Source organism: Aquimarina sp. KJ22-3, assembly GCF_055808215.1.
In genome coordinates this window covers 2,886,887-2,908,894 of the sequence record NZ_CM147859.1, presented here as the reverse complement: position 1 = coordinate 2,908,894, position 22,008 = coordinate 2,886,887, and the positions used below count along the sequence as shown (strand labels likewise).

19 protein-coding genes are annotated in these 22,008 nt (G+C 35.7%); 6 read left to right on the top strand and 13 right to left on the bottom strand.

Going from position 1 to position 22,008, the window contains the following annotated elements:
• Nucleotides 1-259 precede the first annotated feature (259 nt).
• From AC0L3Q_RS13535 to AC0L3Q_RS13515, 5 genes are all read left to right on the top strand, one after another.
• On the top strand, nt 260-1,699 hold the full coding sequence (locus tag AC0L3Q_RS13535; RefSeq protein WP_473280050.1) for a glycosyltransferase family 2 protein: 1,440 nt from the start codon (nt 260-262) through the stop codon (nt 1,697-1,699).
• Between the two features lie 391 nt (nt 1,700-2,090).
• Entirely contained in the window at nt 2,091-5,084 is a 2,994-nt protein-coding gene (locus AC0L3Q_RS13530) for a leucine-rich repeat protein (protein ID WP_473280048.1), read from the top strand.
• A gap of 261 nt (nt 5,085-5,345) precedes the next feature.
• Complete coding sequence (locus AC0L3Q_RS13525) at nt 5,346-6,047, top strand: hypothetical protein (protein ID WP_473280046.1); 702 nt, start codon at nt 5,346-5,348, stop codon at nt 6,045-6,047.
• A gap of 609 nt (nt 6,048-6,656) precedes the next feature.
• Nucleotides 6,657-8,525, top strand: coding sequence for an RNA-directed DNA polymerase (locus tag AC0L3Q_RS13520; RefSeq protein ID WP_473280044.1), 1,869 nt, complete (start codon nt 6,657-6,659; stop codon nt 8,523-8,525).
• 338 nt (nt 8,526-8,863) lie between these two features.
• The gene (locus AC0L3Q_RS13515; protein ID WP_473280042.1) at nt 8,864-9,694 is read left to right on the top strand and encodes a carbon-nitrogen hydrolase family protein; all 831 of its coding nucleotides are present in this window, start codon (nt 8,864-8,866) and stop codon (nt 9,692-9,694) included.
• A 349-nt stretch (nt 9,695-10,043) separates the two neighbouring features.
• Here the strand turns inward: AC0L3Q_RS13515 and AC0L3Q_RS13510 are convergent, their stop codons facing one another.
• From AC0L3Q_RS13510 to AC0L3Q_RS13465, 10 genes are all read right to left on the bottom strand, one after another.
• Entirely contained in the window at nt 10,044-10,319 is a 276-nt protein-coding gene (locus tag AC0L3Q_RS13510; RefSeq protein WP_473280040.1) for a hypothetical protein, read from the bottom strand.
• Nucleotides 10,320-10,345: 26 nt separating this feature from the next.
• Nucleotides 10,346-10,855, bottom strand: coding sequence for a thermonuclease family protein (locus AC0L3Q_RS13505; RefSeq protein ID WP_473280038.1), 510 nt, complete (start codon nt 10,853-10,855; stop codon nt 10,346-10,348).
• Between the two features lie 42 nt (nt 10,856-10,897).
• Nucleotides 10,898-11,281: a hypothetical protein gene (locus tag AC0L3Q_RS13500; RefSeq protein ID WP_473280037.1), complete on the bottom strand. Its 384-nt coding sequence runs from the start codon at nt 11,279-11,281 to the stop codon at nt 10,898-10,900.
• Between the two features lie 11 nt (nt 11,282-11,292).
• On the bottom strand, nt 11,293-12,348 hold the full coding sequence (locus AC0L3Q_RS13495; RefSeq protein ID WP_473280035.1) for a type I restriction endonuclease: 1,056 nt from the start codon (nt 12,346-12,348) through the stop codon (nt 11,293-11,295).
• Nucleotides 12,349-12,360: 12 nt separating this feature from the next.
• The gene (locus AC0L3Q_RS13490; protein ID WP_473280033.1) at nt 12,361-13,050 is read right to left on the bottom strand and encodes a hypothetical protein; all 690 of its coding nucleotides are present in this window, start codon (nt 13,048-13,050) and stop codon (nt 12,361-12,363) included.
• Nucleotides 13,051-13,065: 15 nt separating this feature from the next.
• The gene (locus AC0L3Q_RS13485; RefSeq protein ID WP_473280031.1) at nt 13,066-13,836 is read right to left on the bottom strand and encodes a hypothetical protein; all 771 of its coding nucleotides are present in this window, start codon (nt 13,834-13,836) and stop codon (nt 13,066-13,068) included.
• Nucleotides 13,837-14,236: 400 nt separating this feature from the next.
• A complete protein-coding gene (locus AC0L3Q_RS13480) occupies nt 14,237-14,419 on the bottom strand; it encodes a YegP family protein (protein ID WP_473280029.1) in 183 nt (60 codons plus the stop codon).
• Nucleotides 14,420-14,525: 106 nt separating this feature from the next.
• Entirely contained in the window at nt 14,526-15,194 is a 669-nt protein-coding gene (locus tag AC0L3Q_RS13475) for a response regulator (protein ID WP_473280027.1), read from the bottom strand.
• A 12-nt stretch (nt 15,195-15,206) separates the two neighbouring features.
• A complete protein-coding gene (locus tag AC0L3Q_RS13470) occupies nt 15,207-17,165 on the bottom strand; it encodes an ATP-binding protein (protein ID WP_473280025.1) in 1,959 nt (652 codons plus the stop codon).
• Nucleotides 17,166-17,223: 58 nt separating this feature from the next.
• Entirely contained in the window at nt 17,224-17,373 is a 150-nt protein-coding gene (locus tag AC0L3Q_RS13465) for a hypothetical protein (protein WP_473280023.1), read from the bottom strand.
• A gap of 374 nt (nt 17,374-17,747) precedes the next feature.
• Between AC0L3Q_RS13465 and AC0L3Q_RS13460 the strand changes: the two genes are divergently transcribed.
• Nucleotides 17,748-18,539: a hypothetical protein gene (locus AC0L3Q_RS13460; protein ID WP_473280022.1), complete on the top strand. Its 792-nt coding sequence runs from the start codon at nt 17,748-17,750 to the stop codon at nt 18,537-18,539.
• Nucleotides 18,540-18,684: 145 nt separating this feature from the next.
• On the opposite strand, the gene AC0L3Q_RS13455 is transcribed toward AC0L3Q_RS13460, so the two are convergent.
• The 3 genes from AC0L3Q_RS13455 to AC0L3Q_RS13445 all read right to left on the bottom strand — a co-directional run bounded on the left by AC0L3Q_RS13455 (nt 18,685) and on the right by AC0L3Q_RS13445 (nt 21,985).
• Nucleotides 18,685-19,062 carry a DoxX family protein gene (locus AC0L3Q_RS13455; protein WP_473280020.1) on the bottom strand — a complete coding sequence of 126 codons (378 nt, stop codon included), beginning with the start codon at nt 19,060-19,062 and terminating at the stop codon, nt 18,685-18,687.
• Nucleotides 19,053-19,451: an alkyl hydroperoxide reductase gene (locus AC0L3Q_RS13450; RefSeq protein WP_473280018.1), complete on the bottom strand. Its 399-nt coding sequence runs from the start codon at nt 19,449-19,451 to the stop codon at nt 19,053-19,055. Before AC0L3Q_RS13450 ends, AC0L3Q_RS13455 begins: the two co-directional genes overlap by 10 nt.
• 689 nt (nt 19,452-20,140) lie before the next feature.
• Nucleotides 20,141-21,985 (bottom strand): PLP-dependent aminotransferase family protein, encoded by a 1,845-nt coding sequence (locus AC0L3Q_RS13445; RefSeq protein WP_473280016.1) that lies wholly within the window; start codon nt 21,983-21,985, stop codon nt 20,141-20,143.
• Nucleotides 21,986-22,008: the final 23 nt, after the last annotated feature.

Sequence of the window (22,008 nt, the reverse complement as noted above, 5' to 3'; positions counted from 1 at the left end):
AGCTCAGTATACGGCTTGGTGTATGAGTAGAGAAAATGTACACTTCGGCTCCGCTCAGCGTACGAGTATGAAACGGACACTGAGCGGAGTCGAAGTGGAAGTGGAAGTGTCCCCAAAAAGTGGGGAAATTACACCTAATGTGTGTAAAATATCAACACTTTTGAAAAGGGCATAATTCATAATCCCTTGTTTTTCAAGGATGCGGTAAAATGGTATCAATATTGGTCTTGCTGAGGAGGAAATAACCAAAACACACATCATGGGATCAAAACCAAATCCAACTAGATTAACCAACCGTATCATTAAATTTGTTTCAACTGCTTCTCCGAACTTCCTACTGCTAGGTACTTTTGTATTACTCTTTGGAGCCGTTTCTTTATTTTATTTCTTAAATCCATATTTTGAAGCCATTCGCCTGGAAAGAATGAATACCCCATCAGGTATTGCTTTAATGATCCTTGGATTAACACTACTTACTCTCAAAGTTGCTTTCTTGATCTTTATTTTCAGATTATACCTTCGATACAGACCCATGAACTCAGTATCTGATGAAGAGCTGCCTTCTTGTACGGTAATCGTCCCAGCCTATAACGAAGGAGAATTGGTATATAAAACCCTAAAGAGCTTGGTAGCCAGCGACTACCCGGTAGAAAAACTACAAATCATCTCTATCGATGATGGTAGTAAGGATGATACCTGGCAATGGATGTGCAAAGCCAAAGACGAGTTAGGCGATCGAGTGGCGATCTACCAACAACCCAAAAACATGGGGAAAAGACATGCCCTATATCGTGGATTTAAGTTAGGTACTGGTGATGTATTTGTTACGGTAGATAGTGATTCTATAGTAGATGAGGATACGCTACGAGTAATGACCACACCTTTTGTAAAAAATAAAAAGTGCGGTGCCGTAGCAGGAAACGTACGTGTATTAAACAAAGAAAAAGCCCTCATCCCACGTATGTTGAATGTGAGTTTTGCCTTTAGTTTTGAGTTTATCCGTTCTGCACAAAGTACCATAGGTTCTGTGTTATGTACTCCAGGAGCCCTTTCTGCTTATCGTAGAGAAGCTGTTTTTAATTGTTTAGAACAATGGATCACCCAGACCTTTTTGGGACAAGTTTCTAAAATAGGTGAGGACCGTGCGATGACCAACATGATACTAAAACAAGGGTATAAGGTATTCTTTCAACGCAATGCTCTGGTGTATACCAATACTCCCGAAAAATATAAGAACCTGTACAAGATGTTTATACGATGGGAGCGAAGTAATATTCGCGAGAACATCGCTATGAGTCGTTTTGCGTTTACCGATTTTAGAGAAGGATCAAAATTAGGAGCCCGAATCTTATTGTTGAATCAGTGGTTAAAAATGGTCATGGCATACCCTGCTTTATTATTGATGTTCTTTTTTATACTCACCTATCCTTTATTATTCTTTACGTCTACATTTGCCAGTATATTAATATTCTCAAGTATCCAGGCGTTGTTTTATGCCAAGAAACACAATGCCGCAGAATCCCTTTGGGCATACCCATATAGTTTGTTCTTTGCATTCACACTATTTTGGATAACACCATATGCCATCGCCACCGCAGGAAGAAGCGGTTGGTTAACAAGGGAACTCCCAAAAGAATCTATAAAAGAAACCAATCCACAACCTCAACCACAGGTAGTGGCTGTTGCTGCGGGGTCTTGATATCTCGAACCCTGAGCGGAGTCGAAGGGTGAATTTAGAACTTGAATGTTGATTTGAATTAGTATCCATCCGGGTTTCAAGATATGTGCTGAGCTTGCCGGGCTTCGAGAGCCTCAGCCCTCGAGAAACCGTACCCTGAGGCTCTCGAAGGGTAATGTTGCCCTCGAAGGGTCGAATTACCACCCCCAAAACATAAAACCCACACTTCACATCATATCGATATTAAACAAACCATCAAACGGATGGGGTACTAGATTCCCATTGTCCCCAAAACACTATATAACATCCCGTTTTTAACAGGGTTGGACACCAATTATTGGATATTTCTATTGTATGGTTCTCTTTTGTTATGAAATAATATTCAAAAGTTCATAATAAAAACCCTTCTAACATGAAAAATCAAGCACAATTAATAATATCCACCATTATTATGGTATGGATGAGCCTGGCTGGATATGGCCAAAATGTAGGGGATCAATTTACGGTTGATGCTATTAAATACGAAATTACTTCAATCACTACACCCGAAGTTAGGATCGTGGTTTATGAGGGTTCGGCCACAGAGGTGGATATCCCCGAAACGGTCCTTCATAATGGTGAAACCTACGCAGTGACCCTCATTGGTGAGGATACAGATACTTTTCAGGGTGGTGTTATTCGACCTTTTATAGGAAAAGGGCTGACCCATGTCACCATTCCCAACACAGTGACCACTATTGGACTTGGAGCTTTTACCAACAATAAATTGACCGAGGTAGACATACCGAACAGTGTCACCCATATCAGGAGGTGGGGCTTTTCCGGTAACAACGGTTTAGAAGAGCTGACCATACCAGCCAATGTGGAATATATTGGGCCCGGGGCTTTTTTTGGGAACGGAGACCTCATTGTGAGATCCCAAGGCAATCCACCACCAGAAATTGATGAAACAGCCTTTAATACTCCACAGGGCCCTACCCGAAAAATGGCCCTTGTGGTTCCCTTTGTTAGTATCCAAGCTTATGAAGATGCAGGCTGGAAGGACTTAGGTTTTATGAGCATCACCTCTGGAGCCATTATCTTGGATGGCGTTATATACGGAATTATTGACACTCCAAACGAAGTAACAGTGATTGGCAATATTGGCGTAGGCTTTAATATGACCATTCCTCCAACGGTGGAGATTGATGGGGGTACCTATCCGGTGACCGCTATAGGTGATGATGCTTTTCTAGATCCAAATTTGTTAACGGTTGTGATACCGGGGACTGTGAAAAGTATTGGGTCCCGTGCCTTTTATACACGGCATATTAATCGAGTGACAGTGACGGCCCATGAACCACCGACGCTCGATGCAGATGCCTTTCAGTATCCACAACGTCACGACAAAATAAAGGTGATCGTGCCCAAGGGTAGGGTGCAAGCTTATAAAGATGCAGGGTGGACAGGTTTTAATGACATCTTTTCGCTTATTGGACAAGAACACAATAATAGTGGCTTTATATGGGAAGTCACATCGACATCCCCCAATGAAGTAAAGCTCAAAAATTATATAGGCCTTAGCGGAGTTCCTACCGGAGGTCATGTAGAAATCCCCTCAGAAGTCCATTACCTCCCAAACAGTGAGAATGACAATATATATACGGTCACGGCTATAGGGGATAATGCTATGCGGAATACAGATTCAAGGAGTTTTACGGATGAACCGGAACCAGTTGACAGAACATTAAACACCGTACAAATTCCCGAAAGTGTTACCAAGATCGGAGAAGGTGCTTTTGCAGACAACCAATTGACCCATGTTGATATACCTGATGGTGTGACCTATATAGGAGAGTCTGCTTTTGCATATAATCAATTAACCGAGGTAGACATACCAGGCAATGTTAAAAGTATTGGGAAAGATGCATTTTGGCAAAACCAATTGAGCAGTGTTGAGATTTCAGAAAGTGTGACCAGTATCGGGCAACGGGCATTTGGACATAACGAATTGACGGAGGTCATCATACCCGATGGTGTGACCAGGATTGAACAGTGGATCTTTTCCCGAAATAAACTAACAAAGATTACTATACCGGCAAATGTGGAACATATTGGTTACCAAGCCTTTTTCGACAACCAATTGACAGAGGTGACCATATCGGGTAGTCTGAAAAGCATTGATCTATATGCTTTTCAGAATAATCCAGACCTTCACTTGATGACGGTGGAGGCTAACGATCCTCCATCGCTCCATGAGAATGCCTTTACAAATCCAAATCGTGACCAAATAGACCTTGTCATACCCGCTGGCAAGAAACAGGAGTATTTAGATAATGGGTGGCACGGATTCAGATCTATCAGCAACGAAATCTTTACCGTTGATAACATCAAATACGGAATTACTTCTCGAACCGAAGTCATGGTGGTGGACTATATTGGCATGGCCAAAGACGTGAGCATTCCTGAAACAGTGGATCATAGTGAAGAGCCTTATATAGTGACCGCAATCAAAGAAAATGCTTTTCAAAATAAAGAACTAGCCAACATTGAGATTCCATCCAGTGTCACCAGTATTGGGGAACGAGCATTTAGTAACAACCAATTGACAGCGATTACCATACCGAACAGTGTAGAACGTATAGATAGCCATGCCTTTTATAATAACCCCGATCTTGTCTTGGTGAACGTAGAGGCCAATGATCCGCCAGTGCTCCATGCAACTGCTTTTGCCAATGCAAACCGTCACCAAATTGAACTTGTAGTGCCTACAGGTAGGATGCAAGTTTATGAAGATAATGGGTGGGGCGGATTCAAATCTACTTTAGATGGCAGCGCTCCTTTTCAGCCAACCATTGATGCACCACAAAGTATTGATCATTTAAATCCCTTTACAGTAAGCATTACGTTTGATGGTGACGTTACAGATTTTGAGGTGAACGATATTCAAATTACCAATGCCAAGGTAAGTGCCCTTACCGGTAGTGGATCGACATATACTGCTACCATTGTAGCTACATCACTTTGTGATGGTGATATTATAATAGATGTGCCGTCTAATATAGCTATGGGTATAAACAGTTTACCCAACATGGCGGCACAACAGGTAAGCGTAGGTACGGTGACCTTCTCAGAGCGATGCGGGTCTGATGCTCTGGTAGGTTTCAATAGAGGGTTTTCCCCCAACGGTGATGGCATTGCTGATAACTTGATAATCAAGGGCCTTGAAGACTATAAGAACAACGTGGTCAAGATATACGATCTAAGCCAACGCTTGTTATTCAGTGCCCATTATGGCGGGCCCAACGATGCCTGGGATGGCACCCATAAAGGCAGTCTGGTCCCTGTGGGCTCTTATGTATGTGTGATCGACTATAACGAACCTGGGTTGGACCACGAAGCAAAAATGATCTATGTTAATTATTGATTTTGTTGTTTCTGTAGTAGCCGGGTTTCGACTCCGTGGCTACTGAGCTCCGTCGAAGTACAGCCCTCGTATCCGAACCCTGCGGACCCTGAGGTCCTCGAAGGGTCGAAGGGTAAGTAGTACTAAGCATTATCTGGGCTTCGACTCCGCTCAGCCCGCTTTTTCGAACCCTGAGCGGAGTCGAAGGGAGAGTTACTCGCTATTTCCAAAAAAGCCACCTCACAACCAATATCAAGTATAAACCATAAATATATAATACGTATGTCCAAACAGAATTTTGAAAAGAAACTAACCGAATTAGAAAACATACCACAAGAATTAGTTAAAGCACCATCACAACCCGTAGATATCACTACACAAGAAGCCGAAGACCTATTTGTTTGGGCGCAAGAAGATAAACAAGTACTAGTTAGTATAGGGTTAGATTGGAGCAAATATATAATCGATCTACCAATACGTACCGGAGCGTGCCGATATGCACAAGCCATTTGGAACAAAGAACGTTATAGCCAGGAAGAAGCTGCCAAGGCCTGGAGAGAAGAGTCACCCAAAGCCTATGAATTTAGAAACGATCTATTGGCCGATATGCGTTTTGCGTTTAGAAAACGCCTGGATCTATTAGGGCGGGTACGCACTATTGCAGGAGGCGATGGTAATGCCGATATGATCCAGGATTTGATGGATATTAGCGTGCTGGGAAAAGGAAGTCTTACCGAATTTGAAGCAATTAAGTATGACCTATCGCGCTTTGATGTCGCTGAGCAAAAGTCAGACAGCCTGGCCGAATTATTAGCCAAAGCGAATGGTACAACTTTGGACAATTCTAAAGCCAAGAACATTCGTGACCGTGCGTTTACCCACCTTAAAGAAGCCATGGATGAGATTAGAGATACGGGTAAATATGCCTTTAGAAAAGATCCAGAGCGTTACAAAGGCTATATAAACCGATACCGACGTAGGTGAGACTTGTTCATAGTTGATGGTTGATGGTTGATGGTTGATGGTTGATGGTTGATGGTTGATGGTTGATGGTTGATGGTTGATGGTTGATGGTTGATGGTTGATGGTTGATGGTTGATGGTTGATGGTTGATGGTTGATGGTTGATGGTTGATGGTTGATGGTTGATGGTTGTCCGAATTGAAAACTTTTTAAGTTCTCATATTTTTTAAAAGCTTACTACCACTGGCCCGCGCACTGGGTTGGGCTCTCCGCGTCACGCGGACGCCTCGCCTTAATGTGCGGGCTTCTTTTTACCCTGTGCGGACGTGTCACCTCATACCGCTGGTCGATACATCTAGTGCGCGGGAGGGTCACCTACCTATACGGAGTAGCTACCGAGTGCCGTTGGTCGATAAAAATGTGTGGGGGAGGGTTGTTGGGGTGTACTGTTGGTCGAGGGGAGTTTGTATGGAATGGAATTTTTTTGGATGTGGATTTCCGTAAATACAAATTAAAAATATCCCTTAGGTTAGTGTTTTCAAACATGAATAAGTTTTAAAGAACAAAAATCTTGTGCCAAAATCTTAAATACGGCAAATAAAGAAATGTAACTGTTAAATGGATATAGCCTATGAAAAGATTTAAAAGAGAAGATATTGATCTAGCATACAGAAAATTAAAGAGCTATGTTTACTATGATAATTTTTCTTTACTATTAAGACAACAACTTGCGGAGTTTGAATCAAGCAACGACTTTGATCTTAGACTCGAAAACCTAGTGAAGTTTTTAAATGCCCCAAAAACTAAAGAAAGCTATTTTAAAAGACTTTTAAATGATATTACATACTTCATAGCGCCAAAAAGCTTTTGTAGAGAACAATTTGGTTATGGTGATAATATTATAAGCAATAATTTCTCTGAAAAAAACTATCCTCTTAAAAAAGTAAATTATTTTTTTGTTGGGCCAATAGAATTGCATTTGATATCAATGCTTTGGATTATAAAAGAAGGTTATGTATTACATAAAGATTACAGTAAAGATAATTACGCCTATTTCTTAGAATTAAATTCAGAAAATGGAAATGTTGTTGACGGTTTAAGACTTTTCAAACCATATTTTGATCAATACCAAAAATGGAGGGATAAAGGTGTCGATCTAGCTCAAAACATTGTTGCAAATGATACCGACGTTGTAATACTCTCTTTAGATATTAAAGAATATTATTATAATATTAAGTTTGATCCCAGACTCCAAGAAACACTTCATAATAGAATTACTAATGGTCTAGGAACAGATAGGTTGTTGTTTACCCCAATGATTTTTAGAATTAATGAGGCATATCAAAAAAAGTACCCGAAAGACTCTAAAACGGTAATGCCAATAGGCATATTATCATCAGGGATTTTAGCTAATTGGTACTTAAAGGATTTTGATAGTAAAATTAAAGAAGAGTTATCTCCAGCTTACTACGGTAGGTACGTGGATGATATTCTGATTGTTTTGAGTAATACTAAAATAAAAAAAGACTTTAACAAAAATGAGTTTGAATCACCATTAGAGGCGTTTCTAAATAAGTTTTTTGTCGAAAGAGGGATATTTGGATTTAAAAAAGAAGAAGGTCGTAATGAATGTGAAAAATCGAAAATTAGTTATCATTTTAAAAATAATGAGCGAATAAAAATTCAAAAAGACAAAATCACCATTTATTCTTTTGAGAGTAGAGAATCCCAAGCTGTTCTTGATATGTTTAAAAAGCGTATAGAGCAGAATTCAAGTGCGTTTTGGTTTCTACCAAACGAAACTGATATCAATGATGATTTTGATGAAAACGTATATGAATTAACTTATACTGATACTATTAATAAGTTGCGCAGTGTTACAGATATTAAACAGAGCAAATACGGAGCTTCAATTTTTTTAGCTAAAAGAATTAAGGTTAGTTTGCTTTCAGATCATAAAAAAGATGATAAAACTACAGTTCAAATACTTACTTTTTTTAAGGGAGTAGTTAATTTAGAGTTCTCAAACCTTTGGGAAAAAGTGCTAACTTATTTTGTAATTATTAATGACAAAGATGCATTTTGGAAGTTTTTTAAGGAAACTGTAACTTCTATTGATACTATAGTTCCAAAGAATCCTGGAGTTCTGGACAAAAGAACTATTTCAGGTGTAAAAAACTATCTAGGCAAATATTTAATGAATTGTTGCGCTCTTGCTACTTCACTCAATCCTTCTTTTGTCGATCAAAATTGGTGGGAAGATAGGTGTAAGAATTTTAGATTTGATTGGTTGAATCAGAGTTTTCATCAAAAAGTTTTTACTTTAAAAAATGAGTATATTATCTCAAACTTATTGAGGAACAGTTTTGTTGTTGTTCCCTTATTAAATTATTTAAATCTTACAAATAGTAAAAAAATCAACCTTATTAAATACGATTATTTAAGAAGTACTTTGATAACCCTTAAGGAAAATGATTTTGAATTTGATAAAAAAAATTAAAGTATGCTCCGAGGTTTATATATCTGTTTGAGTTCAACAGTATCGATCTTCTTCGGAACCTTATTCTTAAATCTAAGGATCCAAATACAAGATTTTTCGAAGACTTTGATCAATCAATATATGATACGAGCTTCAACACTTTTTTCAATGTTAATTATACACAAAGAAATGGATTTTATAATTCAAAAAGCGAGGAACAAACACAAACACATTGTAGTAACCTAAAAAATTATTATTTTCAAATAGAAGAGGGCTTTAGAAATGAGTCAAATGAATTAGGCTACAACAAATTAATTATTCCTAAATCAAAAAAAATCCTAAATAAATTAAGAATTGCAGTGGCTAATATAAAGGTAGAAGAAGCCAATATAGCAAGCTCATTATTTGGTCAACCAAATACAAGTAAGGAAAGAAGAAAACAGTTTATCGATTTATTAAACCACACAGAGAAGGTAAAAGCTGATATGCTAATTCTACCTGAGGTAAGCGTTCCTTACAGATGGTTACCCTTATTAGCAGACCAAGCACGTAGAAAGCAAAGAGCAATAATAGCTGGTTTAGAGCATATTCGAATAAATGATGTTTGTTACAATTTACTGGCAACAATATTGCCTTTAGAGCATAACGGCATAAAGGATGTCGTCATTAATTTAAGATTGAAAAATCATTATTCGCCTCATGAATCGCAAACTATAATTAATAAAGGGAAAAAAGTTCCTTTGTTAGAAAAATCATTGTATAACTTATTCGTCTGGGGAAATGTACATTTTAGTAATTACAATTGTTATGAACTAGCGGATATTAATCATCGAGCTCTGTTTAAATCAAAAGTAGATATCTTGTTTGCTTCAGAATATAATCAAGATGTTAACTATTTTTCAAATATTGTTGAAACAGTTTCAAGAGACGTTCATTGTTATTTTGTTCAGGCGAATAGCTCTGATTTTGGAGATTCAAGAATAACCAAGCCATCTAAGACAGCATCAAAAGATATTCTTAGACTAAAAGGAGGAGAAAATAGTGTTGTTTTATTAGGAATTATAGATATTGATGAGTTAAGAGAATTTCAGAAAACTAGAGTGCCGGGACAGGATACATCGATTTTCAAAAATACTCCTCCAGACTTTGATCATTATTACGTAGAAAATATAAGAAATTATGATAAGTAAAAATAGGAACCGGAATTTTCATAGATGATCAAATTTGGTCTTGGTTTTATGTGTTCCTCTTACTCATCCCATATATATTATTCAATATAAAAGAAAGAGGAGAAGTGGCATAGTGATAGGTATTTGAAGGTGTTGCGTTCTTGAAGATATGATACAGATATAAGTCTTTGCTTCGAGACGCGTGCAGAACCTGCCTGACTTCGGGAGCCTGAACCCTCGTTTACAAACCCTGAGACTCTCGAAGGGTGTTCTTTAGCAGGCTCAGAAACCGGGTAGCCGGATTGTATATATGTAATAACACCCCCCAACAGTCATAAACAACTGTTGGAGGTATTTTTTATGCTAAAATTTAGTTTTGCGTTTTTGAAGTTTCCTTATGTGTTTCGAAACCACATATGGTTCTTCCATAAACATATTTGGCTTTTCTCAGGTTAATTGGGACAACAGTATCATTACATTTTGTCAATGCCTTACAATCCTTTGAATAATGATACTTTTTACTCGTTGTACTATTGCAGATGTATACTTTTTGTTCCTTTTTTTGTTGGTCTGAAGTATTATTTTGACCATAAACAGAAAAAGAGGAAGAGGACAAGGTTATTAAAAATAGTAGTATTATTTTCATTTTGACGTATTTTTGGTATCATATAATTACTGTAGTGTTTTTTTATTTTTTGTTGTTTTTCTTTTTCTGTATAACCATGGCTCAATTAGTTTCTCCTGTGACCACATTCCTTTTTTCTGAAGCTTTGCTTGTTCTTCAAGAATTGTATAGGAGGAATCTTTTGAGTATTTTTTAAAGTGTAACCCATACCCATTACTAACTAATTCTTTGTTTAACGATTTACCTTTATATTCTATAGTGGCAATAAGTCGTCTATACCGATCATACTTTCCTTTATTAATCACTTTTACTTTCTTAGCAAAACAAAAGTCTGACGTAAATTGTTTAGCCTTCTGACCAAATGGTTGTTTTTTTTCTGGGCAATCGATATGCTCTAATCTAATGATAATGTGGTCTTTCTTAAATAAAACTTCTATAGTATCTCCGTCTTTTACCCCTATAACTTTGGCGAAGAATTCGTTGGGGAGTTTATCGCTAGAGGTAAAGGAGAAACATGCAACTAGAATTAATAAGTAGACAAAGTAGTTTTTGGTCATATCATTAGTTTTCTGATACTTAAAGGTATTGATTTTAAGTAATTAATTACACATGCTTCTGGCTACATAGGTTTTATTACCATTAGAATTTATATAATAACAACCACCACGAGGACCTCGATGGTAGGTTCTTGTAGATTTAGATTTATACTGTTTATTGCTTTGCTTCTCTATTGATCTTGTATAACTACCATTGTTGTATGTAGCACTTTTGGTTAAGTATTGAACCGTATGTGTAGATGCCGGCTTATTACCCAGCTTTTTATCAATAGCATCAATTCGAACTTGTAGTTGTTGTGCCTTTTTTAATAGATCATCTCTTTGTTTTACTAATTCTTCTCTTAGGTAAAGACTTGCCTCTACACTTTGGGAGTTACATTGGTAAGATGCAATGATTAGTAAGAATAGGGGTATTAGTTTTTTCATAGGAATACATTTTATTCTTGTTCGTAATAATCTATAGTTTGTAATAATTGTTTCTCATACTCATAAATATCGTCTATTGACTGAATTTGCTCACGTTGCGTGTTTTTGTTTTGATCAAAAAGACTTATATATTTTTTAGAGCCATCTAGGTGCAATCTGCAAATAGGCTTGCGATTATTGTCATCGAGTAAAATCCCAAAGTAAGATTGAGTATCTCTATGCACAATTCTATGCTTAGCTATTTTACGTCGAAGTATAGCAACAACTACTCGAAATGCTTCTAACTCTTCTTCTGTAGTGACTATTTTACTGATTTCTTCTACTTCTTCGGATTCTTCTTCTTGCTGTTTTTCTGCCTCTTTGTTGAGGGCTGCATTTAGTCTGTCATTTATGGTTTCATTGACCGTTTGATTTAGTGCTTTATGAACGATATCATTAAAATCTTCCATTACTCTTTCTGTTAAACGACCAGAATAAACTTGAGAAGCAAATAACCTAACAAAGTCATGTGATGGTTCATGTAATTCATCACCAATCAGTTTTTTTATTTCCTTCAAATACTTAAGGTTACTAGCATTATCAAAGATTTTATTAACGTCAAAATTGGATTTATGAAACTTTGCAATTTCCTGGATAGTACTATCTTTAACTTTAGTAATATCGAATTCAAGAAAAGGTTTTTCGTCCATGATATTGGTTTCATCTAGATCTGTATAGAATTTATATTCTATACCATTGGTAAGCAGAGCAAAGGAAGTTTCGGTAACATGAAAATATCTTGCCAACTGTGAGTTATGCACCTTTAGATCTTCTTTCCAATTTTTACATTCGATGATCATCACCGGTTCTCTATTCTGAAATATAGCATAGTCAACTTTTTCTCCTTTTTTTAGTCCCAAGTCTGCAGTAAATTCTGGTACAACTTCAGTAGGATTAAAGCTATCATATCCAAGCAAATTAATAAAAGGTAATACAAATGCATGTTTGGTAGATTCTTCGGTTTCTATTTGATCTTTAAGCTGCTCGATCTTATCGGCTAATGCTTTGAGTTGGGTTTGTAAGTCCATTTTGTTATCAGTTTAATATTTTGGAAATGTCCATCCATACTCTAATCCTTCTATTCCAATAGAGTCTAAGATTGCCATATCTAGTTTAAGTTGATTTGCAAGCTCTATTTTGTATTTTTCAATCAATTTTTCATTTAAATCTATATTTTTTCTGCTATTTGATTTAATGGTTTTTGGATCATCTAATGGGTATGTTTTATCTGCATCTTTTTGCGCCCTGTATTCAGATTTAATCATTAAACCCCAAATTTCTTTACGTTTATTTTCTGCAAGACCATATTTTATAGTGGGTTTTGAGTTTACATATTTTAATTGGGCTTCATTAATATTTATACGAGGACTATCTTCTGTATAACTTTTGCTTAGCATCCCTAACCATTGGGCCATTCCTGATTCTGCCTTTTCTTTTGATAGATAGACGTAGATGCCAATGGTTATTGGGAGATCAATTTCCTTAGATTTTTTATTATAAATTGAATACAGAAGATTTTTAACCATTTTATCATTAACTAGTTCTATTTTTTTATTTGTATCATGGATGATAAGATTTATTATTACTTTTTTTGAAGAAGCAGTATTATCCATAATTTTTTCATTCAATATTTTGTAATCAAGTGATATACTTGTTGATTCTTCTTTCTTTTTAGGAGTTGAACAATTTGAAGTCAGAATTGCGATTAGTATTATCAATGTTTTTTTCATTTATAAATTATTTGGTCATATTGTTAAATAAATTCTAGCTCTTTTTTCTTCTAATTGAGCAAGCCTTAAATGAGCATTTTTTAAGGTCTTTCTGCGATTACTTTCTTTTGAGAAAGTGAGTATCCCCTCAAAAAGTAAATATGACCTTGTTAACGGCCATGTACAAGTGAGGATATCGGCTACATTAGCTAGAATTGTGTTCGTTAGTGATCTTTGCTTTCCTCTCCCATAGTTTCCCATCCAGATCAGATTTAATCCAACATATTTTAAGAAGCCTATTTGTTCTATTCGATCTGCTTCTTCTATATGTTCAAGTTTTCTATATTGACAACCCTTAGCAGATAGTTGAAGTGCTTCTTTAAAAAGTGTATTTGTTTTTTCTACAATTTTGGTAAGCTGATTAATCTCTTTATGAAAAGAGTCTTCATCAATTTCTAAAAGATCACAAATGTCATCAACCTTTTTGTTGAATCTATCGATCATTTCAAAAAGTAAATCACTCTCATTCGTATCTAGATAGCCGTCAGATAAATACTGATTCGTTTCATTTTTGATAATTGTGTATACTCCGGAAATTTTGGCAATTAATGTGCTAGGTCTATGCCCGGTTTGGAAATCAATAGCCTTGTCAAATTCAGTTTTAAATCTTGTGGAGTTATTAGCTGCATTTGTCTTGTTAATTACTCTTCTGTATGGGCTTGCATGATTATCATTAAATATAGAGTTACTAACTACTTTTCCTAGATCTCTTCCAACTTGATTAATAGCGCTTTTTAGAAGACTCATACTTTTTCTATTTAACTTGTATGACATCTATATGAACAAGTATAACATCCATTTGCAGAATGATACTTCTCTTTTGCTTTTCTTACAGCTGATTCACAAGTGTTATGATATCCTAAATTCGTTTTACTAATTATTAACGGGAGATAAGGGCAGTTTTCATCATGGACTTCATGATCTCCATTAGCTTGTTGATTATCGTTAACATAGTATCTTTTCATTTAATTAAGTTTTAACATTAATAGAATTCAAACTTACCATGATCCAAAACCAATCCCTTGTGGGTTTCCACAGACCATAATTATTTTATAAAACAAAAGACCTGCTAGATTCTTAAAACCTGACAGGTCTGGATAAAAGCCCGTTACCCCATAACAAGCTTTATACGAATTCCAAATAGTTTTTAAGTAAGATCTTCTATTTCCGCTTTTGGAGCATTTTCTTTTACAGATTCGATTCCGTTTTCACAATTTTGTTTGGAAGTATACATTTCACTAGACGCAATAACTTGACCATTACCAGCATGTAGATTGAAATAAAACTGATCATTACTACTTTTATGAATTTTAAATTTTGGATCTGCCATTATTTTTTGATTTAAGATTAATAATACCTCAAAATTACCTCGATCAAAAAAGAATCCCCTGTGGAAAATCACAAAGGCAGAGTGTTAAATTAAAAACATTGGTAGATCAATCAATTAACCCTAACTGATTCACCAAATAGACTAATTGTATATTCGTTTTGGCATTGAAGTCTTCTCGTAGTTTTCGTATTTTATCTTCTACGGAGCGCCTACTATTTGGAGTGATGTTGTTTTCAACAAAATGAAGGCTTATTTCATCTTGCTTATATCCCTGTGTCAGTAGTTTTAATAATTGTACCTCGTATTGATTAAGTTGTAGTACATTTTTTTGGTGTAAGGCATCTTTAGAAACAGGGCAAGTATAAGTATTGCCATCGTTTACCGATGTTATTGCTTTGGATAGTTCTTGTAGACCATACAGTCCTTTGCAAACATATCCGTCGATCTTTTGATTAGTAAAAAAAGATTTAATAACAGCAGGCTTCTTTTCGCCAGTAAACACAATGATCTTAATTTCAGGTTGTATTTTTTTTACTTCTTTGATAAGCTCTTTACCTGTAGTTATTTTGTGGCTTCTATAGTCTAAAGCAAAAGAAAGATCGCTGATGAGTAACTGATATGGAGTGTTATTTCGTAGAGCTTCCTTTATTTTGAGCAAGGTTTTATCGCAAAATTGTGCGGTGTCAATTTGTGCTTGGGTGAAATCTTTTATAGCAGAAACAATACCTAAGTTATCGCTGTCTTCATCTTCTGCAATCAAAATTTTTGTAAACATAGGTTCTTCAAATTAGGGGCTAAAAACAATTGTTGCTTTAAAACCTTCTTCCGGTTTTGAATCAAAAGTAATAGTTCCTCCAATGTCTTTCATGCGGGTTTCCACATTAACCAGACCGTTTTTTGAAGCGGATTTACTGAAATTTATACCGATACCATCATCAATATAATTTACTTTTATTTTTCTCTTCTCTTTGGCAAAAGTGATGGCAACTATGTTGGCTTGACTATGCCGTTTCATATTGGTAAGTAGTTCCTTAAGAACCCAATACAGTTCTTCTTTTTTTATCGGAGCTATTTCATTCCAAAAGCTAGGCTCCAATTCACTAGTAATTACTTTGGTTTTGTTATCTCCATACGAATCTAATAATGCTAATAGCTCATCTCCATACTCTTCTCCAGTTTCTATTTTATGATCTCTTGAGAAATCTCTTACTTTATGATATACCTGATCAAATCCTTTAAGGATCTGAAGATTTTCCTGATTATTTTTAAATCCAGATACCTTTTCTAATTGTAACAAAAGGTAATAGAGATCATTGCCCACTTCGTCGTGAAGTTTTTTCGAAAGTCTTTTATTGGTATGATGACGTTCTTTAATACGAGCAAGTTTTATCCGTTGTTGCCAGTTGAACACAATAAACCCAATTGTAATTAATAGGAGAGAAGACAAGAGTATAAAAATGTTTCTTCTTGATTTTTCTTCAATTAGTTGTAAACCTTTCTCTTTAATTTGTGTTTCAGAAACCAAAGCTTTTTCTCTCTCCTTGTTTGAATCATACCGAATAGCTGCATATTTATTTTGGGATATTGCTCCGGCTTTATTAATACTATCGTAGAGTTTATCATAAATTTTGTCATAAGCAATATATTCTGAAGAAGGAGAAAGTTTTTTAAGAAAAGACAAGGCTTCAAGTCTATCTTCAATGTTGTTTTGTTCTACCGTTAATTTATATAAAGATTTTGCATGCAACAAGGATTTAACTTTATCCTTTTTTTCATAGTATTTCATTAAATGAGCATGACTTGCAATTAAACCTTGAATAAATCCATGATCATTTCGGATTTTGAAGGCTTCTAACAGTTCTTTTTCTAGATTTTTGTTGTTGTCGGATAACCAAATTGTAAAATTTTTATTATCCCATGTTCTTATGTATTCTTGTAGACTTTCTTTTCGATCAATCTTGTCAAGCAAGTCGTTATATACATCAATTGCTCCTAAGTAATTTTTGGAATTCTTTAATGTTACCCCCTTTGAGTTTAGAAATATAATTATATCATCCTCTTTTTTTGCATACTGTAATGATCTATCATGATATTCGAGTGCTTTGATAAATAGATTTTGTTCTCTTAAGCTTAAAGCAATAGTATTTAAAGCTCTGGAATAGTATAGGCTATCTTTATTTTCAAGAAACGGTAATGCTTCAGTTGTTAACCGCTCTCCTTCATAATAGTCATCATCATCAACAAGAATTCTGGCTAAACTATAAAGTCTTCTACCAATTTGTACACTATCATTTTTTAATAAATACATTTCTTTAGATTTATTAAAGTAATAGTAAGCACTATCAAACATATATTGTGATTTATGATAAATAGCTAGTTTGTTATATGCCTTGCCTTGTTTTATAGTGTCATATTCTGCCATAGCGGTTTCCAGCATTTTTCTTGCATAAATAAGGCTACTATCGTTTAATTTTATACTGTAAAAAATGGAATTCTTTAGAGAATAAATATCTATTAGATTAGTGGTTGCTTTATGTTTTAAGGCTAGTGTTTGAGACTTGTTAAGATAGAATAGTCTCTTATCCGTAGATTTTGTTTTGTCTTTTGCCTTTGAGTAGTAAGAAAAAATACTGTCTTGTATAATTGATATTTCCTCTTTAGCATTTTTATTAATGTTATTAGAAGTACAACTCAGTAATAAGAAGGTAGAAACTAATAAGAATAAAGTTGGTTTAATAAATATCATACTCTAAAATAAAAAAAGCCGTACAAACTTGCACGGCTTTTACGATTATAATATTTATCTAATCATCATTTTCCTCTGCTGGATCTCCATCCTCACCTTCGGTAGCTGATTCTTCGATACCGATTTCTTCGGCAAGGTTTGAGGTTGTACATGAAATTATTGATAAACTGAAAGCGGCTATTGCTAGCACTATATATGATTTTCTCATTTTAAATTCTTTAAAAAAATTATACAATAGCGCCACTCTCTGGTTTTGAATCCAGAAGATTATTGCCAGATTATGGCGCGTTAAATGAGAAAAGGCCTTTTCTTTTTTTGAGAAGTATGGTTTGGAAAGACAAAGACAGAAAAAGCTTGTTGTACTTCTCGGATCAACTTACCGATCCTATCTCGTATTTCCGGTTTTGAATTGGTTTTGTACAGTTATCCTAGTTGTACGGAAAAGGATGATTACCAATTCGATACCGCAATTTTCAAAAATAATTTCAGTAATAATTGGAAATAGAATGGAAGTCTTATGGAATTTTAATTGAAACCAGTAATAGTAAAGCTTTCAATGTGTTTTTCCACAATAAGATTTCCATGAAATTTCCTACTTTTATAGGTATACATCAACAATTCATGGAGGAATTCAAGAAAATTGTAGCTTTAGCATTTATACAAGCATATGAGAAAAATCCATTAGCTAATTCTAAGAATGCTCTAGCAAAGTTCATATCAGAAGAGATAAATGAAAATGAAAATGGAAGACCAATTGATGAGCATAGATACTCTAGAACACTTATAAACTATTACAATTATTATTTTAATCAAGGAAAAAAACAAATCCCCTCGGATTCATTAATAAATAAACTTCTAAATTATTTGGGGTATGATTCACAAAAGCATTTCAAAAAGAATCAACCAAGTGATTTAAGCTATTTAGAAAGAGTTCCTTTTGTTGATTATGTTATAGTAAAAGGACCTATTGGTTATCCTCCACCAGATTTTAAACCAATTTGGGATCGAATTAAGATAGCTATCACAATTAGCATAACGATTACATCTTCGATATTACTTTATTTCAGCGTCAATTGGCAACAAAAAGATTGTATGATTTGGAAAGAAAATCATTACGAAGCTGTAGTTTGTGATGAAGCTTCAAATCTTAAATATCAAATAAGAAATGATGAAACAATTAATAATTTCAGAAAAATTGAAGTGGATACAAATTATCATTTCTTTGACGATAATAGCAAAGCTAGAGTATGGTACGATAAGACAGGAGGACATATAGAGTTCTTTAATATGTCCGGAAATCATCCAACTAATGGTAAAAAGCTAAAACCGGTTACCCAAACTATTGTTCGAAAATATGTATTTGGAGAAGAATAAAGAAAACTTAAATTTTAAAATTCACCGGTTAAATATCACATTCATTAAATATGTGATCGCCAATTAGGATATATGTATTTTGCTCAACATAATGTAAATATACAATCAGTCACAAATGCACTTTTTTGTAGAAAAAAATTCTAATCTATTTACAGACCCTCACATACCAAGCCCACCACATAAACAACGGATGAATGACAAGCAATCGTAACCACGCTACCCATTCAGGAACGCATAAACCATTGGGTATGCAACTACCAATTGCTATAAAATAAACGTGAGATGGGATAAAGGCAATTAATAACCCTATTATCAAATACGCAGTGGTTTTTCGGGTATTAGTAAATAGTAGTCCAATGCTTAACAATACTTCAACCAGACCGCTACTGTAGTTAATAAATTCTGGATAGTCCAAATACCTAGGAATCAATGGCAGATAGAAGTCAGGATTGATAAAGTGATTGATGCCTGCTATGAAAAAGAAACCTGAGAGTGTGTATAACAAAAGACGTTTTATACCCATTTTATTTTTTTCTGCTGATGGGTTTTTCTTAGAATCAAAAAGAACGGAATCCACCAAATAAAGTCATTGGTAATAAGGGTGTAGAAAAACTCCAGAGGGACTTTCTCCATAGCATAATTAAACAGAAAACCTAAAGGACCAAATAGTTTACCCAAAAACCCAACCATTACAATAGGCCAATGGGTAGTAGGGTCCTGAGCAGCCCACCAATAGCCTAAACCATATACGCCAATCACCATCCCCATACCTTGCCAAATCATAGGGTGTGTAGGGGGTTCCATACCGACCAATTCAAAAAAATGGTTAGGAAACAATACCACCCAAGCTCCCCATAGTAGATTATAAATCGCGGCGACTCTCAAAACGGTAGACATTTGTTGATTACTCATATAGGATGATTATATAATATTTTGAACCAAGGTATATAAAATGTGTTGTGCTGCGGATTAATCAAATTATAATTTTTCTTTAAAATCGAGTGGGAGAGTTACTTATAGTTATGCGAATCACCATCTTTTTTTGAAAACGTGGATACGTATTCAGCATCATAAAAATTGGTGTTTTTTAAAGCAAAATTGCTCAAAAACCCTAAAAACCCACTTCGATTCCTACCCAGGGGTACTTCTATAAGTGGGTAGCTCAAGTGAAAACTGTCGCTGGGGGTACTTATCAAAGTGGGTCGATTTGTGTTATAACTCCTTTAGGGGTACTACAAACACAGGATAGGGATACTTCAAACAGAGGAACAACGATGTCCAAGCAGAAGTGACACTTGTGTTCAACACAGGAAGCACTTCTGTTGTATACAAGACAGACCTATTTCCGAACAGGGGGAGGGGTACTTCGGAAGTACCTTTTTTCTATTCGAACCCTGAGCCGTCGCACTGAGCCCGTCGAAGTGGAAGTCGAAGGGTAAAGCGTGAGAAGTATTATCCGGGTTTCGACTCCGCTCAACCCTCGGTAGCGTTTCGAACCCTGAGCCGTCGCACTGAGCGTAGTTGAAGTGGGAGCCGAAGGGTGAATTCCGGGCTTCGAGAGCCTCAGCCCTCGTATCCGGACCCTGAGGCCACTCGAAGGGTCAAATACCCTCCACAAAACTTGCAAACACCTCCTTATGGCGTTCAAGGTTCATATTAGGAGAAAGGGCTACACGGGCAATATAATCTTTGTCGCCTTCTTTGGTCGTTCCCTGGGTTGATGTAGCGGGGATCGTCCAGTAACATCCCTTTAGCTGTCCATAGCTCACACAGTACTTACTTTCGTTAGGGATTTCGGTAATCATTAAATTGATTAGTTTATGATTAAGTGCTCTTTTATACGTTTCCTTTTCTTCGTCAGTAGCTCCTTTGGTCGGAAGGTCTAATGAAAAAACAGATGGTGTAAAACCTTGACTAGCCAATGCTTCCGAAACAAAATTGATTTTTGCCTCTGGTAGGGTTTCATGAATAAAGTTTACAAATTCACGAGTATTTTTGTACGCATCACGAATGCGTTGATTCATGGAAGGCAATTGTTTTGCCAATATTTCATATTGAAGAGGTGTAGCCTCATTATCACAAAGCCCTAGATGCATTTCTATCTTATGCATCAAAGCGTCTGTTTTTGTATTTCCTACACAATAGCCGGCGGTACATAGTCCACCACTTGGAAATTTTGACCCACTAGAAAAAGAAACGGTCCTAACGGTTGAGAGTATTTTATCTTCACCTAAAAATTGGACATTAGGACAAAAGGTTTGATCCAGGAGAAAAACCGGATCTACAGCAGTAGTGCCGCTTGCCGTTTTACGAACAGCACTTAATACCTCTTTTAATTTTAGAAGATCAGGGACTTCAACTCTTGGATTGGTTGGGATTTCTGCAATGATATAAGGGACAGCATCTTGACGGGCAATTGTTGTTAAAACTGTATCGATACTTTCCACCATATCATTACCACTATCTACAGGTAAATCCACAATTTCCACATTATCAATACAGGCAGCAACACGTCTTGCCTGGTCATTTGTTCCACCATAACAATTAGGAGGCACTATAATTTTAATATCCTTTCCAGTATGGTGTTCCAGGGCATAGTCCACGAGTCCCATCAAAATGGCATATTGAATCGATAGTCCACTAGAACCCACCAATGCCTTTGTATTTGTGCCCGTAACCGTCGCAATTGCATCCAAAACCTTTGTTTTATTGGTGTCAAGATTGTTTTTAGGGGGTTCAGCATACGACTTGTCTATCAAAAGCTTTAAGGCGGTAAAACAATTGGCAGGCGTCATAGCAACAGTCTCTCTTCTTCGAACATGCTGAATCTCTGAAATATAGCTTTCATTTTGCTTGCCATTTACCAATATAAGACTTCCTAAGCCCTCATAAGTATTGATATAAAAGTCAATATTTGGGTTGAGATCTATGGTGCCAATTTCATCTTGCTGTGAAACAAAAATCGTACTTCCGTCGAAGGCCGCAACGGAAGATGCTTCTTCAATAGGTTTCAGTTCAAATGTATATCCATAAACATTTCTTAGCATTTCAACATCAAAAGATTCTGGTAGTTTATTGGTATAAACGATCTGAGTGTTTTTATGATCTAATGAATTCTTTCGTAACACTGCCAAGATAGGAACCGTTTTCGATCCAAAACTGATCACATTATCCGGTGGTAGATGGTTTGAATGAGCAATTACCCATTCTAGTACGCAAGATAATGGATGTCCTAATCGAATATAGTCAAAAGCCGTAGGTAATTCACTTAGTGCCGATGACTCAGTAGTATTGTTATTAAACAAGTTTTCAAACTGCTCCAAGAATTGAACTTTCGCCAATTTTTCATCATAAATATCTAGACGATGGGTAGTTAGATTCAACCAGTCATTGGGCATATTTTCTAATACCTTGTCAATATACTTGAGCATTTTATTGTCTTCCATTGCTGTTATCTTTTGATAGGGCG

Bases quoted from the DNA above. Each gene is read 5' to 3' on its own strand.
- AC0L3Q_RS13535 (WP_473280050.1), top strand. From the start codon at position 260: ATGGGATCAAAACCAAATCCAACTAGATTAACCAACCGTATCATTAAA.
- AC0L3Q_RS13530 (WP_473280048.1), top strand. From the start codon at position 2,091: ATGAAAAATCAAGCACAATTAATAATATCCACCATTATTATGGTATGG.
- AC0L3Q_RS13525 (WP_473280046.1), top strand. From the start codon at position 5,346: ATGTCCAAACAGAATTTTGAAAAGAAACTAACCGAATTAGAAAACATA.
- AC0L3Q_RS13520 (WP_473280044.1), top strand. From the start codon at position 6,657: ATGAAAAGATTTAAAAGAGAAGATATTGATCTAGCATACAGAAAATTA.
- AC0L3Q_RS13510 (WP_473280040.1), bottom strand. From the start codon at position 10,319: ATGAAAATAATACTACTATTTTTAATAACCTTGTCCTCTTCCTCTTTT.
- AC0L3Q_RS13505 (WP_473280038.1), bottom strand. From the start codon at position 10,855: ATGACCAAAAACTACTTTGTCTACTTATTAATTCTAGTTGCATGTTTC.
- AC0L3Q_RS13500 (WP_473280037.1), bottom strand. From the start codon at position 11,281: ATGAAAAAACTAATACCCCTATTCTTACTAATCATTGCATCTTACCAA.
- AC0L3Q_RS13495 (WP_473280035.1), bottom strand. From the start codon at position 12,348: ATGGACTTACAAACCCAACTCAAAGCATTAGCCGATAAGATCGAGCAG.
- AC0L3Q_RS13490 (WP_473280033.1), bottom strand. From the start codon at position 13,050: ATGAAAAAAACATTGATAATACTAATCGCAATTCTGACTTCAAATTGT.
- AC0L3Q_RS13485 (WP_473280031.1), bottom strand. From the start codon at position 13,836: ATGAGTCTTCTAAAAAGCGCTATTAATCAAGTTGGAAGAGATCTAGGA.
- AC0L3Q_RS13480 (WP_473280029.1), bottom strand. From the start codon at position 14,419: ATGGCAGATCCAAAATTTAAAATTCATAAAAGTAGTAATGATCAGTTT.
- AC0L3Q_RS13475 (WP_473280027.1), bottom strand. From the start codon at position 15,194: ATGTTTACAAAAATTTTGATTGCAGAAGATGAAGACAGCGATAACTTA.
- AC0L3Q_RS13470 (WP_473280025.1), bottom strand. From the start codon at position 17,165: ATGATATTTATTAAACCAACTTTATTCTTATTAGTTTCTACCTTCTTA.
- AC0L3Q_RS13465 (WP_473280023.1), bottom strand. From the start codon at position 17,373: ATGAGAAAATCATATATAGTGCTAGCAATAGCCGCTTTCAGTTTATCA.
- AC0L3Q_RS13460 (WP_473280022.1), top strand. From the start codon at position 17,748: ATGAAATTTCCTACTTTTATAGGTATACATCAACAATTCATGGAGGAA.
- AC0L3Q_RS13455 (WP_473280020.1), bottom strand. From the start codon at position 19,062: ATGGGTATAAAACGTCTTTTGTTATACACACTCTCAGGTTTCTTTTTC.
- AC0L3Q_RS13450 (WP_473280018.1), bottom strand. From the start codon at position 19,451: ATGAGTAATCAACAAATGTCTACCGTTTTGAGAGTCGCCGCGATTTAT.
- AC0L3Q_RS13445 (WP_473280016.1), bottom strand. From the start codon at position 21,985: ATGGAAGACAATAAAATGCTCAAGTATATTGACAAGGTATTAGAAAAT.